The sequence below is a fragment of the Saccharothrix sp. CB00851 genome, from assembly GCF_001905065.1.
Taxonomy (GTDB): domain Bacteria; phylum Actinomycetota; class Actinomycetes; order Mycobacteriales; family Pseudonocardiaceae; genus Actinosynnema.
This window is the reverse complement of sequence record NZ_LWLC01000018.1, coordinates 15,100-28,551: the sequence shown is the minus strand read 5'-3', so window position 1 is coordinate 28,551 and position 13,452 is coordinate 15,100. Positions and strand designations below refer to the sequence as shown.

The 13,452-nt window shown below is 71.9% G+C and carries 13 protein-coding genes; 10 read left to right on the top strand and 3 right to left on the bottom strand.

Features of this window, described 5'->3' with window-relative positions:
• Positions 1-84 precede the first annotated feature (84 nt).
• Complete coding sequence (rocD, locus tag A6A25_RS18725; protein ID WP_073891839.1) at positions 85-1,314, bottom strand: ornithine--oxo-acid transaminase; 1,230 nt, start codon at positions 1,312-1,314, stop codon at positions 85-87.
• Positions 1,315-1,455: 141 nt separating this feature from the next.
• Here rocD and A6A25_RS18720 point away from each other — a divergent pair, with 141 nt between their 5' ends.
• The 6 genes from A6A25_RS18720 (at position 1,456) to A6A25_RS18695 (ending at position 6,905) form a co-directional block, all read left to right on the top strand.
• Positions 1,456-2,325, top strand: coding sequence for a PPK2 family polyphosphate kinase (locus A6A25_RS18720; RefSeq protein ID WP_073891838.1), 870 nt, complete (start codon positions 1,456-1,458; stop codon positions 2,323-2,325).
• Positions 2,326-2,468: 143 nt separating this feature from the next.
• A complete protein-coding gene (locus tag A6A25_RS18715) occupies positions 2,469-3,545 on the top strand; it encodes a lactonase family protein (RefSeq protein ID WP_241828782.1) in 1,077 nt (358 codons plus the stop codon).
• 55 nt (positions 3,546-3,600) lie between these two features.
• A complete protein-coding gene (locus A6A25_RS18710) occupies positions 3,601-4,371 on the top strand; it encodes an SGNH/GDSL hydrolase family protein (RefSeq protein WP_073891835.1) in 771 nt (256 codons plus the stop codon).
• A 14-nt stretch (positions 4,372-4,385) separates the two neighbouring features.
• Entirely contained in the window at positions 4,386-5,180 is a 795-nt protein-coding gene (locus A6A25_RS18705; RefSeq protein WP_241828781.1) for a HipA family kinase, read from the top strand.
• Complete coding sequence (locus A6A25_RS18700; RefSeq protein WP_073891833.1) at positions 5,164-5,553, top strand: DUF3037 domain-containing protein; 390 nt, start codon at positions 5,164-5,166, stop codon at positions 5,551-5,553. Before A6A25_RS18705 ends, A6A25_RS18700 begins: the two co-directional genes overlap by 17 nt.
• Before the next feature lie 236 nt (positions 5,554-5,789).
• On the top strand, positions 5,790-6,905 hold the full coding sequence (locus A6A25_RS18695) for an LCP family protein (protein ID WP_083668444.1): 1,116 nt from the start codon (positions 5,790-5,792) through the stop codon (positions 6,903-6,905).
• Positions 6,906-6,986: 81 nt separating this feature from the next.
• Here the strand turns inward: A6A25_RS18695 and A6A25_RS18690 are convergent, their stop codons facing one another.
• Entirely contained in the window at positions 6,987-8,144 is a 1,158-nt protein-coding gene (locus A6A25_RS18690) for an MFS transporter (protein WP_073891830.1), read from the bottom strand.
• A 74-nt stretch (positions 8,145-8,218) separates the two neighbouring features.
• Here A6A25_RS18690 and A6A25_RS18685 point away from each other — a divergent pair, with 74 nt between their 5' ends.
• Positions 8,219-8,947, top strand: coding sequence for a TetR/AcrR family transcriptional regulator (locus A6A25_RS18685; RefSeq protein WP_073891829.1), 729 nt, complete (start codon positions 8,219-8,221; stop codon positions 8,945-8,947).
• Positions 8,948-8,950: 3 nt separating this feature from the next.
• Here A6A25_RS18685 and A6A25_RS44080 read toward each other — a convergent pair whose 3' ends face one another.
• Entirely contained in the window at positions 8,951-9,094 is a 144-nt protein-coding gene (locus A6A25_RS44080) for a hypothetical protein (RefSeq protein ID WP_158073757.1), read from the bottom strand.
• A gap of 194 nt (positions 9,095-9,288) precedes the next feature.
• Here A6A25_RS44080 and A6A25_RS18680 point away from each other — a divergent pair, with 194 nt between their 5' ends.
• The 3 genes from A6A25_RS18680 to A6A25_RS18670 are packed head-to-tail and all read left to right on the top strand — an operon-like array spanning position 9,289 to position 13,289.
• Positions 9,289-10,056: a 3-hydroxybutyrate dehydrogenase gene (locus A6A25_RS18680; RefSeq protein WP_073891827.1), complete on the top strand. Its 768-nt coding sequence runs from the start codon at positions 9,289-9,291 to the stop codon at positions 10,054-10,056.
• Positions 10,057-10,096: 40 nt separating this feature from the next.
• Complete coding sequence (locus A6A25_RS18675; RefSeq protein WP_143193246.1) at positions 10,097-11,434, top strand: MFS transporter; 1,338 nt, start codon at positions 10,097-10,099, stop codon at positions 11,432-11,434.
• Between the two features lie 4 nt (positions 11,435-11,438).
• Complete coding sequence (locus A6A25_RS18670; protein WP_073891826.1) at positions 11,439-13,289, top strand: helix-turn-helix domain-containing protein; 1,851 nt, start codon at positions 11,439-11,441, stop codon at positions 13,287-13,289.
• The last annotated feature ends 163 nt before the right edge of the window (positions 13,290-13,452 follow it).

The following is a 13,452-nucleotide window of genomic DNA, read 5'->3' as shown; positions in this document are numbered from 1 at the left end:
ACGCACCCGCCGGATACGTGCGCCTCGACACGTCTGTGACCTGCGTTAACGCTGCGTGCTCGGTCCAGTCGGATGCGAAGTGGGTCAATCGGACACAGTGCCCAAAACGGCGCCGATCGCGTCCACACCCCGGTCCAACTCCTCGCGCGTGATGACGAGCGGGGGAGCGACGCGCAGGGTGGTGTCCTGGGTCTCCTTGCACAGCACGCCGAGCCCGGCCAGCGCCTCCGACGCCGCCCGCCCGCGCGGTCCGCCGGGCGCGATCTCGACACCGGCCCACAGCCCGCGCCCGCGCACCTCGGCCACACCGCGCCCGACCAGCTCGCCCAGCCGCGCGTGCAGGTGGGCGCCGAGCTCGCGGGACCGCTGCTGGAACTCGCCGGTCGCCAGCAGCCGCACCACGGCCCGGCCGACCGCGCACGCCAGCGGGTTCCCGCCGAACGTCGACCCGTGCTCACCGGGCCGCAGCACGCCCAGCACCGCCCGGCTGCCGATCACCGCCGACACCGGCATGATGCCGCCGCCCAGCGCCTTGCCCAGGGTGTACAGGTCGGCGCGCACGCCGTCGTGGTCCAACGCCAGCAGGTCGCCCGTGCGGCCCAGCCCCGACTGGATCTCGTCCGCGATCAGCAGCACGTCGTGCTCGTCGCACAGCGCCCGCGCGCCCGCCAGGTACCCCGCAGGCGGCACGACCACGCCCGCCTCGCCCTGGATCGGCTCCAGCAGCACGGCGGCCGTCCGCTCGGTGATCGCCCCGCGCAGCGCGTCCAGCGACCCGTACTCGACGACCTTGAAGCCCGGCGTGAACGGCCCGAAGTCGCTGCGCGCGGTCTCGTCGGTGGAGAACGAGACGATCGTGGTGGTGCGGCCGTGGAAGTTGGACCCGGCGACCACGATCTCGGCCGTACCGTCCGGCACGCCCTTCACCCGGTAGGCCCACTTGCGGGCGACCTTGATCGCGGACTCGACGGCCTCGGCGCCGGAGTTCATCGCGAGCACCATCTCGGTGCCGGTCAGCTCGGCCAGCTCGCGGCAGAACAGCCCGAACTGGTCGTGGTGGAACGCGCGGCTGGTGAGCGTGACGCGGCCGAGCTGGTCGACCGCGGCGGCCACCAGCTCCGGGTGGCGGTGGCCGAAGTTCAGCGATGAGTAGCCGGACAGGAAGTCCAGGTAGCGGCGGCCTTCGACGTCGGTGACCCACGCGCCTTCGCCGTGCGAGATGACGACCGGCAGCGGGTGGTAGTTGTGCGTGCTCCATTCTTCGTCGAGCGCGATGAAGTCCCGGGAGCTCAGTGCTGCGGCCATGGCGGTCATGTCACCACAGTAAGGGGCCTGCGCCAGCGATTTCATCCGTCAGGCGTTGCGCGTCCGTCATGTTCGTTGCGCAATCGAACGGTTTCGCGGTGATCTGTTGCGCAATCGGCACGGCCAAGATCGGCGGGTTACCCTCCGACGATGGCCGACAAGTCCGCGCAGGTCCAGTCGATATCGGACGCCTTCCGGGTGCGACCGGAGGACTTCGACCTGGCCAAGGTCGACCCGGCCGCCACGCCGATCGGGCCGAAGTCGAAACGGGAGGCAGCCGCCGACATGGCGGTGATCGGCCAGGAGCTGGACCGGCTCCAGGAGGCGCTGTACGCCGAGGGCACGGGCGGCGGGAACCGGCGGGTGCTGCTGGTGCTCCAGGGCATGGACACCTCCGGCAAGGGCGGCACGATCCGGCACGTCGCGGGCCTGGTCAACCCGCAGGGCCTGCACATCGCCTCGTTCAAGAAGCCGACCCGGGTCGAGCTGCGGCACGATTTCCTGTGGCGCATCCGCCGCCAGGTGCCGCCGCCGGGCTACATCGGCGTGTTCGACCGCTCGCACTACGAGGACGTGCTGGTCGCCCGGGTGGACAACCTCGTGCCGTCGACCGAGTGGCGGCGCCGGTACCGGCAGATCAACGCGTTCGAGGCGGAACTGGCCGAGCAGGGCGTGACGACGGTCAAGTGCTTCCTGCACATCTCGCCGGAACGGCAGCGCGAGCGGCTGATCGCCCGGCTGGAGGACCCGCTCAAGCACTGGAAGTACAACCCCGGCGACCTGGAGGTGCGGGCCAAGTTCTCCCGCTACCAGCTGGCCTACCACGACGCGCTGGTGAAGTGCTCGACGCCGGTCGCGCCCTGGTACGCCGTGCCGTCGGACCGCAAGTGGTACCGGAACTGGGCGGTGGCGCGGCTGCTGCTGGAAGCACTGCGGGGACTGGCGCCCGAGTACCCGCGACCCTCGTACGATCCGGCCGTCGAGTTGGCACGGCTCCGGGAAGCCGACCCGTTGCGCTAGACGCAATCTTCGTTGCGCCTCTTGCTTGTTCACAGTGGTGCAGGCCACTGTGGGAACCGCCGCGGGCGGTCGAGCGGAGGTTCGGTGTGGTTGTGGACAGGCGGCGGTTCCTGGGGGCCGTTGGCGTGGGAGCGGGGTTGCTGATGACCGAGGGCGTGGCGCGAGCGGACGGACCGGACCACGGGCGGAAGGAGGCCCGCGCCTACCTGGGCACCTACACGTCCTGGGCGGGTGGCGGCACGGGTCTCGGGCTCGGCGCGTACGACCCGGCGACGGGTGTGCTGCGCGTCACCGGCGTGGTGCCGGACGTGCCCAACCCGTCGTTCGTGATCGACGCGGGCCGCTGGGTGTACGCGGTCAACGAGAAGTCCGACGGCGAGGTGACCGCGCTGGCGGTCGGCGCGGACGGCGTGCCGAAGGTCGTGGGCAGCCGGTCCACGGGCGGTGCGGACCCGTGCCACCTGGTGCTGCACCGAGGTTTCCTGCTGTCGGCCAACTACAGCTCGGGCAGCGTGGCCGTGCACCCGGTGCTGCGCGAGGGCGGGCTGGGCGAGCGGACGGACCTGGTCGTGCACTCCGGCGCGGGACCGGACCCGGACCGACAGGACGGGCCGCACGCGCACCAGGTGCTGCCGGACCCGACCGGCGAGTTCGTGCTCGCCGTCGACCTGGGCACCGACTCGGTGTACAGCTACCGGCTCAGCGACGAGGGCAAGCTGACCGCGGCGGCGACGGCGCGCGTGCACGCGGGGGCGGGTCCCCGGCACCTGGCGTTCCACCCGTCGGGCAAGTACGCCTACATCGCCAACGAACTCGACTCCACGATCGTGGTGGCGGCGTACGACCGTGGCGTGCTCACGCCCGGCCCGAAGGTGAGTACCCTGCCCGCCGGGACGCCGACCACGCCGCGCAACTACCCGGCCGAGATCCTCGTGTCGCGCGACGGCCGGTTCGTCTACCTGTCCAATCGCGGCCACGACAGCGTGGCCGTGTTCGCGGTGGAACGCGGCGGCGCCGTCCTGCGGCTGGTCGAGGCCACTCCGGTGGGCGGGAAGTTCCCCCGGCACCTCACGCTCGACGCGTCCGGCCGGTTCCTGCTCGCGGCCAACCAGAACTCCGACAACATCACCACGTTCGCGGTCGACCGGGCCACCGGCGAGCTGCGGCAGACGGGCACGACGGCGTCCCCGATCCCGGTCTGCGTCGCACTGACGAGGTAACTCCGGACGGGTCAACTTCGGCCGGCGGGACTGTCCACAGTGGTAGGCCGAGAGCATGAAGATGCTCGCGCTCGCACTGCTGATGTCCGTGGTACCGGCACCGGTCGCGCCGGAGCTCGTCGCGTTGGGTGATTCCTACGCGGCGGGCCTCGGCGCGGGCGACGAGGCGTCCGACGACTGCCGGCGCAGTCCGCACGCGTACCCGAAGCTGTGGGCGGAGCGCAACGGCGCGGCGCTGGTGTTCGCCGCGTGCGCCGGCGCCCGGACGGCCGACGTGGCCGGGCAGGCGGAGCGAATCAGGCCGTCCGCCACGCTGGTCACCATCACGGTGGGCGGCAACGACGCCGGTTTCAGCGACGTGATGACGACGTGCACGCTGGGCGAGGACGACGAGTGCGTGCAGCGGGTCGACGTGGCCGTGCGGTTCATCCGGGACGAGCTGCCCGGCCGCCTGGACGAGGTGTACGGCGTGGTGCGCGACCGGACGTCGGCCGAGGTGGTCGTGCTGGGCTACCCGCGGCTGTTCTCGTTCGAGACGTGGTGCCTGATGAGCGGGCCGAAGCGGACGGCGGTGAACCGGGCGGCCGACGCGCTGGCGGAGGTGACGGGCGATCGGGCGAAGGCGGCCGGGTTCACCTTCGCCGACGTTCGGGAGGCGTTCGACGACCACGGCGTGTGCGCCGACGACTCGTGGCTGAACGGCCTGGTCCTGGTCCCCGTCGACCGGTCGTACCACCCGAACCGGGCAGGCCAGGAGTCCGGCTACCTGCCGGCGCTGACCGACGCCGCGTCCGGTAACCGGTTGGCGGTGCCCGCCTCCGATTGACCATGATGCCGGGCGTGAATGCCACACCTGGGCTGCGTCGAGTCGCGGCCACCCGCTACGTCACGCCCTTCCGGGAGGGCGGTTCCCTGCCCGGCCTGGTCGAGGCCGACGACCTCGGCATGTACGTGCTCAAGTTCCGCGGCGCGGGCCAGGGCGTGAAGGCGTTGATCGCGGAGATCGTGGTCGGCGAGCTGGCCCGCCGCCTCGGCTTCCGGGTGCCCGAGATCGTGCTGGTGGAGCTGGACCCGGCGCTGGGCCGGTCCGAGCCGGACCAGGAGGTGCAGGAGCTGCTGAAGGCCAGCGGCGGGCTCAACCTGGGGCTGGACTACCTGCCCGGCTCGTTCGACTACAACCCGGTGGTGCGCGAGCCGTCCGCCGAGACCGCCGCCCGGCTGTTGTGGCTGGACGCGCTCACGCTCAACGTCGACCGCAGCTGGCGCAACCCGAACACCCTGCTGTGGCACCGCGAGCTGTGGCTGATCGACCACGGCGCCTCGCTGTACTTCCACCACTCGTGGCGGCCGGAGAGGTTCCCCGCGGCCACCTACCGGTTCGACGCGGCCGACCACCTGATGCTGCCGTTCGCGGGTGAGCTGGCCGAGGTGGACGCCGAGCTGACCGCCCGCGTGACGCCGGACCTCGTGCGCGAGGTGCTGGCGCTGGTGCCCGACGCGTGGCTCGCGCAGGACGAGGCGTTCGGCACACCGGCGGCCGTGCGCGAGGCGTATGGGACGTTCTTCACCGCACGCCTGGCCGCGCCGCGGACCTGGGTCGACGCACTGGAGGCCGCCCGTGCCGCACGTGTTTGAGTACGCGCTGCTGCGCGCCGTGCCCAGGCAGGAGCGCGGCGAGTGCGTCAACGTCGGTGTGCTGGTCTACTGCAAGGACCTGGACTTCCTGGGCGCCCGCGTGCACGTGGACGAGCGCCGGGTGCTGGCGCTGGACCCGTTCCTGGACGTCGAGGTGCTGCGGGCCACCCTGGACCACCTGGGGCTGTCGTGCGACGGCGCGGCCACGGCGGGACCGGTCTCCCGCACGACACCCGGCCAACGGTTCCGCTGGCTCACCGCGCCGCGCAGCACGATCGTCCAAACCTCGCCCGCGCACACCGGTCTCACCGACGACCCGGAAGCGGAACTGGACCGCCTGCTGACCGCCCTCGTGCTGCCACCCGACCGGTAGTGCCACGACCGGCGACCTTCACCTCGTCTTCCGGCGCTCAGCGGGGCGCCTCGCGGCACCGGATTCACGTCCCCATCCTGGTCGGATGGGGACGTGGGTCCGGCACCCCGATGCACCCGTCCGACCGGCGGAACACGGGGCGAAGGCTGCCGGTCGTGGCACTAGGGTGGCAACCTCTTGCCGCGCACCGCGTCTTTAGGTGCGAGCAGTGACCGACACACGGACGGGGTCGCTTGATGAACGCCGGATACCAGCAGGGCGGGTATCAGCAGGGCGGATACCGACAGGGCGGGCAACCGCGGCAGCGCAGGCCCCAGGGCGGGCCGCAGCAGGGCTACGGGCCCGGCGGGTACGGGCAGCAGGTCGCCCACCAGCCGGCGGGACGTCCCGTGCCACGCCGTCGCAAGCCGAGATTCGGGCGGATCATCGGCGTCGTGCTGGTGCTGCTGCTGGCGTTGGGCGTCGGCATGTGGTTCTACGTCGACGGGTCGTTGCGCCGGATCGACGCGCTGACCGACTACGAGGGCAGGCCGGCCGACACACCGGGCACCAACTGGCTGCTCGTCGGGTCGGACGCGCGCGACGACCTGACCGAGGAGCAGAAGCAGGACCTGTCCACCGGTGACGCCGGCGGTCGGCGCACGGACACCATCATGCTGCTGCACATCCCGGAGGGTTCCGGGAAGTCCACTTTGGTGAGTGTTCCTCGCGACTCCTATGTGGACATCCCGGGCAACGGTAAGAACAAGATCAACGCGGCGTTCGCCTTCGGCGGGCCGTCGTTGCTCGTGCAGACCGTCGAGGGCGCCACCGGCATCCACATCGACCACTACATGGAGATCGGCTTCGGCGGGTTCGCCGGGATCGTGGACGCGGTCGGTGGCGTGGACATGTGCATCGAGGAGCCGATGAAGGACCCGTTGGCGGGCCTGGACCTCCAGCCGGGCTGCCAGGAGCTCGACGGCGCGCAGGCGCTGGGCTTCGTGCGCTCCCGGGCGTTCGCCACGGCCGACCTGCAGCGGGTGGAGAACCAGCGCAAGTTCCTCGCCGCGCTGACCGACAAGGCGACCAGCTTCGGCACGCTGGCCAACCCGTTCCGCGCGTTCCCGCTGCTGTTCGCGGGCACCGACTCGATCTCGGTGAACTCCGACGACCACCTGCACCACCTCGCGGGCATGGCGTTCGCGATGGGTGGGGGAGTGGACACGGTCACCGTGCCGGTGGGTGGCACGCCGACCGTGCCGGGCGCGGGCTCGGTCGTGCAGTGGGACCGGACGAACGCGCTGCGCCTGTTCGGCGCGCTGGAGAAGGACGAGGCGGTCCCCGCCGACCTGCTCCCGCAACCGAAGTAACACCTCCGGCCGCCGGGCACGCCCCCGGCAGTCGTTGAACGGACGGGCCGCCGGGCACACGCACCCGGCGGCCCGTCCGCGTTACCGGGCCTCGACGACCGGGATGTCCGCCACTCCGAGTCGCCGCACGGCCCGCGGCACGACCACCGCGCCCGCCAGGATCATCACCGCGGCCACCGCGCACGCCACCCACCAGTGCGCACCGTCGTACAGCACACCTGCCACCACGCTGCCGATCAGCGCGCCGACCAGGCACGCCGCCTCGTACACGCCCATGGCCCGGCCCACCTGCCCGTCCGCCGCCTCGGCGATCACCGCCTGCTGCACCGGCATCACCGCCGCCCACGCCAGCCCGCTCAGCACCCACAGGCCCGCGATCACGTACGGGTTCGGCGCCCACGCCAGGCTGACCGCGAACACCCCGCTGGCCAGCGACGCGCCCGTCAGCACCAACCGCCTGCCGAACCGCAGCACGTACCGGTGCAGGTACTCGGCGGCGGCGCTCATCGCGATCGCGCCGGGCAGGAACACGAACGCCACCTCCTGCAGCTCCAGACCGAACCCCCGTTGCAGGTGCAGGAGCAGCAGCAACCCGACGGCCGCCTCCGCCGCCATGGTCATCACCACCGCGAACAGCATCGGCCGCAACCGCTTGCCCACGGCGCCCAGCCCCGCCGCCGCCGCGCCCTGCCCACCGCGTTCCCGCCGTCGCGGCGCGACCAGCAGGAACACCGCCGCCGCCACGCAGGCCGCCGCGCACCCCCAGAACAGCCCCGCGTACCCGATGCGGCCCACGAGTGCCATCCCGGCCACGAACGCCACCCACGAGCCCGTCTCCTGGGCGGAGAGCAGGCGCGGGAACACGGCGGTGTCCTCGGCCAGCCGCTCGCTGACGATCGCGCGCACGGCCACCCACAGCAGCGCGCCACCCGCACCGCCGACCGCCGCCGCGCCGTACGCCGGCGGCGCGCTCTCGGCGATGGCGTACCCGGCGCACGACAGCGCGTAGAGCAGCGCGCCCGCGGCGGCGGTGTACCGGCGTTCCCACCGGTCCGCCAGCACGCCCGCCAGCGGCCGCACCACCACCGACAACGCCATCTCGACCGCCATCAGCACGCCGACCTCGGTCGCGCTCAGCCCGATGGCCGCGCCCGCCCACAGCGGCAGCACGAAGTCGATCAGCTCGGTCGGCCCGTTGGCCAGCGTCGCCGCCGTCAACGTGCGCCGCTCGCGTTCCATCCCCCGGTCCACGGCACCCCCAAGAAACTTCGAACACCATTCGTACAACTCCGAACGGTATACTGAGTTTCACCATGGAGGCAAAGGACGACGCGCAGCGGCGAGTGCTCGAACTGCTGTGGAAGGACGCCCGCCGCCCCGCACGTGGACCCCGGCGCGGCCTGACGACGGAGCGGATCGTGGCCGCCGCGATCCACATCGCGGAGACCGAGGGCCTGGCCGCGCTGTCCATGCGCCGGGTGGCCGTCGAGCTGGGCGTCGGTACGGCGTCGCTCTACACCTACCTGCCGGGCAAGGCCGAGCTGGAAGCCCTGATGGCGGACGCGATCGGGGCCGACGACCCGTTGCCGAACGACTGGCCGGGCGACTGGCGGGCCAAGCTGGAGGCGTGGGCCCGCAACGACCACGAGGGCTACCGCAAGCACCCCTGGGTGCTCAACCTGGTCGCGCAGGCGGTCGCGCCCGGCCCGAACCTGCTGCGGTGGATGGACTCGGCGCTGCGCGTGCTGGAGGGCACCGGCCTGACCGAGGCGGAGAAGATGGCAGTGGTCGAGTCGGTCGACGCCTACGTGCGCGGCCAGGTCAGGCTGAGCCTCGACGCGAAGGAGCCGACCGCCGACGAGGTGCGCGAGCGCGACGCCGTGCTCGGCGAGCTGGTCGACTTCGAGCCGTACCCGGCGCTGGTCACGACCATGCGGGCGGGTGTCGCGCCGTACACGGGTGACAAGTTCGAGTTCGGGTTGCGGCTGCTGCTGGACGGCGTCGAAGCCCTCATCGCCTCGCGGAGGGCTTCGACGCCGTGAAGATCAGTTCTCGGCCGGCTCGACCTCGGCGGCCTGCTCCGGCGCCTCGGCTGCCTCCGAGGGCTGTACTGCCTCGGCGGCCTCGCTGGCGAGGATGATTCCCTCGAACTCGCGCAGCAGGTCGTCGTAGATCGGCGTGAGTGACACTTCGTAACCCCCAAGACGTCGTTCGTCCCCCGAACGGGCCAAAGCAGCCTACCTACGGGCACCGTCGGCTTCACCCTGTATGTGACAACCGGATCAATGCCCGACTAACTGTCGGCTAAACACATCTGTGGCCATCAGGTTGTAGGGCTCGGTCACATGGGCGACGAACCGCAGGTCACCTAGCGTTTCGGGCCATGACGAGTGTCCCCGGTCACAGCGACGACCTGTCCGGTCGCACCGCCCTGGTCACCGGCGCCGGCAGCGGCATCGGGCGGGCCTGCGCCCTCGCCCTCGCCCGCGCCGGGGCGAAGGTGCACCTGGTCGACCGCGACGGCGACTCGGTCACCGAGGCGGCCCGCGAGACCGGCGGCACCGAGCACGTGGTCGACCTCGCCGCCGACGACGCCGCCCGGCACCTGCCCGCCGAGGTCGACATCCTGGTCAACAACGCGGGCCTGCAGCACGTCGCACCGGTCCACGAGTTCCCGCCCGACCGGTTCGCGCTGCTCCAGCGGGTCATGGTCACCGCGCCGTTCCTGCTCGCCCGGCACGTCCTGCCGCACATGTACCAGCGCGGCTGGGGCCGGGTGGTGAACATCTCCAGCGTGCACGGCACCCGGGCCAGCGCGTTCAAGTCCGCCTACGTCGCCGCCAAGCACGGCCTGGAAGGGCTGAGCAAGGTCATCGCGCTGGAAGGCGCGCCGCACGGCGTGACCAGCAACTGCGTCAGCCCCGGCTACGTGCGCACCCCGCTGGTGGAGAACCAGGTCGCCGACCAGGCCCGCGCGCACGGCATCGAACCCGAGCAGGTGCTCACCGACGTGATGCTCACCAAGCACGCCATCAAGCAGCTCATCGAACCGACCGAGGTGGCCGCCGTCGTGCTGTGGCTGTGCGGCGCGCACTCCGGTCACGTCACCGGTTCGTCGTTCACGATCGACGGCGGCTGGACCGCCCAGTAGCCCCCGTTCACCCCCCTCCCCCAACGAAGTGGTGACCGACATGACGAACGCCGCCCCTCCGCAGCCGAAGAAATCCTTCACCAAGGTCGTCATAGCCAGCCTGATCGGAACGACGATCGAGTGGTACGACTTCTTTTTGTACGGCTCCGCCGCCGCGCTGGTGTTCAACAAGCTGTTCTTCCCCACGGCCGACCCGCTCACCGGCACCCTGCTCGCGTTCACCACCTACGCGATCGGCTTCCTGGCCCGTCCGCTGGGCGGCCTGGTGTTCGGCCACTTCGGCGACAAGCTCGGCCGCAAGAAGCTGCTCGTGCTCAGCCTGGTGCTGATGGGCGGCGCGACGTTCGCCATGGGCCTGCTGCCCACCTACGCCGCCATCGGGGTGGGTGCGCCGCTGCTGCTGACGTTCCTGCGGCTGGTCCAGGGCTTCGCGCTGGGCGGCGAGTGGGGCGGCGCGGTGCTCATCGTGTCCGAGCACGGCAGCGCGGAACGGCGTGGCTTCTGGGCCTCCTGGCCGCAGGCGGGCGTGCCGCTGGGCAACCTGCTGGCCACCGCCGTGCTCGCGGTGCTGGCGGGTGTGCAGAGCGAGGAGGCGTTCCTGTCGTGGGGTTGGCGGGTGCCGTTCCTGCTGTCCGGCGTGCTGGTCCTGATCGGACTGTGGATCCGGTTGAGCGTGTCGGAGTCGCCGATCTTCTTGGAGGCCCAGAAGAAGGTCGAGGCGGGGAAGCTCCAGGAGAAGCCGCCGATCGTGGCCGTCGTGCGTGACCACTGGCGCGAGGTGCTGATCGCGATGGGCGCCCGCATGGCGGAGAACGTGTCGTACTACGTGATCACCGCGTTCATCCTGAGCTACATCACCGCGAAGCTGGGCATGCCGCGCTCGGCCGGGTTGAACGCCGTGCTCATCGCGTCGTTCGCGCACCTGCTGACGATCCCCCTGTGGGGCGCGCTGTCGGACCGGATCGGCCGCCGGACCACGTACCTGATCGGCACGGTCGGCATCGGCGCGTGGATGTTCCCGTTCTTCCTCCTGCTGGACACCAAGTCGTTCTTCCCGATGGTGCTGGCGGTGACCGTCGGCCTCGTGCTGCACGGTGCGATGTACGGCCCGCAGGCCGCGTTCTTCTCCGAGCTGTTCGGGACGAAGGTGCGCTACTCGGGTGCGTCCATCGGCTACCAGCTCGCGTCGATCGCGGCGGGCGCCCTGGCGCCGCTCATCGCGACGGCGCTGCTCAAGTCCTACAACAGCACGTTCCCGATCGTGGTGTACGTGCTCGCCATGTGCGTGCTGACCGTGATCGCGGTCGTGGCGGCGAAGGAGACGAAGGGCAGCTCGCTGGACCGGACCGACGTCGGCACAGCGTCGGTGCGAGCATGAGGGTATGAGCGAGGCGGACGCGGTGGAGCACCTGTTGGAGTTGCTCGACCTGCTCGCGGCGGACGCGGGCAGTGAGCGGCTGGCGGCGGTGCTCCCCGCGGCCCGCGCGGCGGGCGTGCCGGACCACGAGCTGGACCGCATCGCCCGCGCCACGGAGTGGGCGTTGCGGATCCGCCGCACGCTCACCGCCCACCGCCGCCGGGAAGCGGAGCTCGAAGCGCTGTTCGACACGGCGAACGACCTGGCGGGCGTGCGCGACCCGGACGCCGTGCTGCGGTCCATCGTGCGGCGGGCCCGGCTGCTGCTCGGCGCGGACATCGCCTACCTGAGCATGAACGAGCCAGGCGAGCGCGGCACCTACATGAGGGTGACCGACGGCTCGATCTCCGCGCTGTTCCAACAGGTGCGGCTCGGCATGGGTGAGGGACTGGGCGGGCTGGTGGCGCAGACGGCGCAGCCCTACGTGACCGCCGACTACTTCGCCGACGACCGGTTCAACCACACCGGCCCGATCGACGCGGCCGTGCGCGACGAGGGCCTGGTCGCGATCCTGGGCGTGCCGCTCAAGCTCGACCGCCGGGTCATCGGCGTGCTCTACGCGGCCAACCGGTCGCCGCGCCAGTTCCCGCCCGACGAGGTGGCGCTGCTGTCGTCGCTGGCCGACCACGCCGCGATCGCGCTGGACACCGCGCACCTGCTGGAGGAGACCCGGGCGGCGGGCGAGACGATCCGGGCGCACAACGAGGCGATGCGCCGTGCCGAGGACGCCCACGACCGGCTCACCGACCTGGTGCTGCGCGGCGCGGACGTGCCCGAGGTGGCCGCCGCCGTGGCCAAGGTGCTCGACGGCGGGCTCGTGGTGCACGACAGCGACGGTGCCGAGCTGGCCCGCATCGGCACCACGCGGGCGATCGCGCCCCGTGCGGCGGTCAACGCCTCCCGTGCCAGCGGTCGGGCGATCCCGCAGGACGGCACGTGGGTGTGCGCCGTGCTGGCGGGCCGCGAGCTGCTGGGCAGCATCACGCTCACCGACCGCCCGGACCTCGGTGACGCCGACCGCAGGCTGTTCGAACGCGCGAGCGTCGTCACCGCCCTGCTGCTCCTGCTGCGCCGCACGGTCGCGGAGGCGGAGAACAAGGTGCGCGGCGAGCTGATCACCGACCTGCTCACGGCCGCGGTGGACTCGGTGGCGTTGCGCGCCCGTGCCCGCCGGGTCGGCGTCGAGCTGTCCGCCGACCACGTGGTGCTGGTCGCGGACGGCCCGCGGGACCGGCTCCTCGCCGCAGCCGCGCACCACGCGTCGGCGTGCCGCGGCCTGGCGGGTGTGCACGGCGAGCACGTGGTGCTGGTGCTGCCGGGCACGGACCTGGCGTGCGCGGCGCGGGACGCGGCACGGGTGCTGGGCAAGGCGGTCGGCCTGCCGGTGACGGTCGGCTCGGGCGGTCCGGCGCACGGCCCGGAAGGCGTGGCCGACGCGCACGCCGAGGCGGTGCGGTGCCTGAAGGCGTTGCTGCAGCTGGGCCGCAAGGGCACCGGCGGCACGCTCGCGGACCTCGGCTTCGTCGGCGTGCTGCTGGGCGACCAGGCGGACGTCGCCGGCTACGTCCGCGCCACCCTCGGCCCCCTGCTGGACTACGACGCCGGCCGCGGCACCGAGCTGGTCCGGACGGTCACGGCGTACTTCGCGTGCGGCGCCAACCTCAGCCGGGCCAAGGACGAGCTGCACGTGCACGTGAACACGGTGGTGCAGCGGCTGGACCGGGTGGCGAGCCTGCTGGGCGAGGACTGGCAGTCACCGGACCGGGTGCTCGAAGTCCAGCTCGCGCTCAAGCTCATGAAGGTGCTGGGCTCGTGACCCGGCGGTGAAAGTCCACGCGATGCTCGGCGAGCGCTCCCGGCCAAGGCCGCGCAGGCGTCCCCGCCAAGGGGATCCCTTGCTTTTATTCTGCCGGCGACCACCGACAATTCCCGCCGCTCGGCCGCACCCAGGCCGCGCCACGAGTCCCACCGCGACTGCC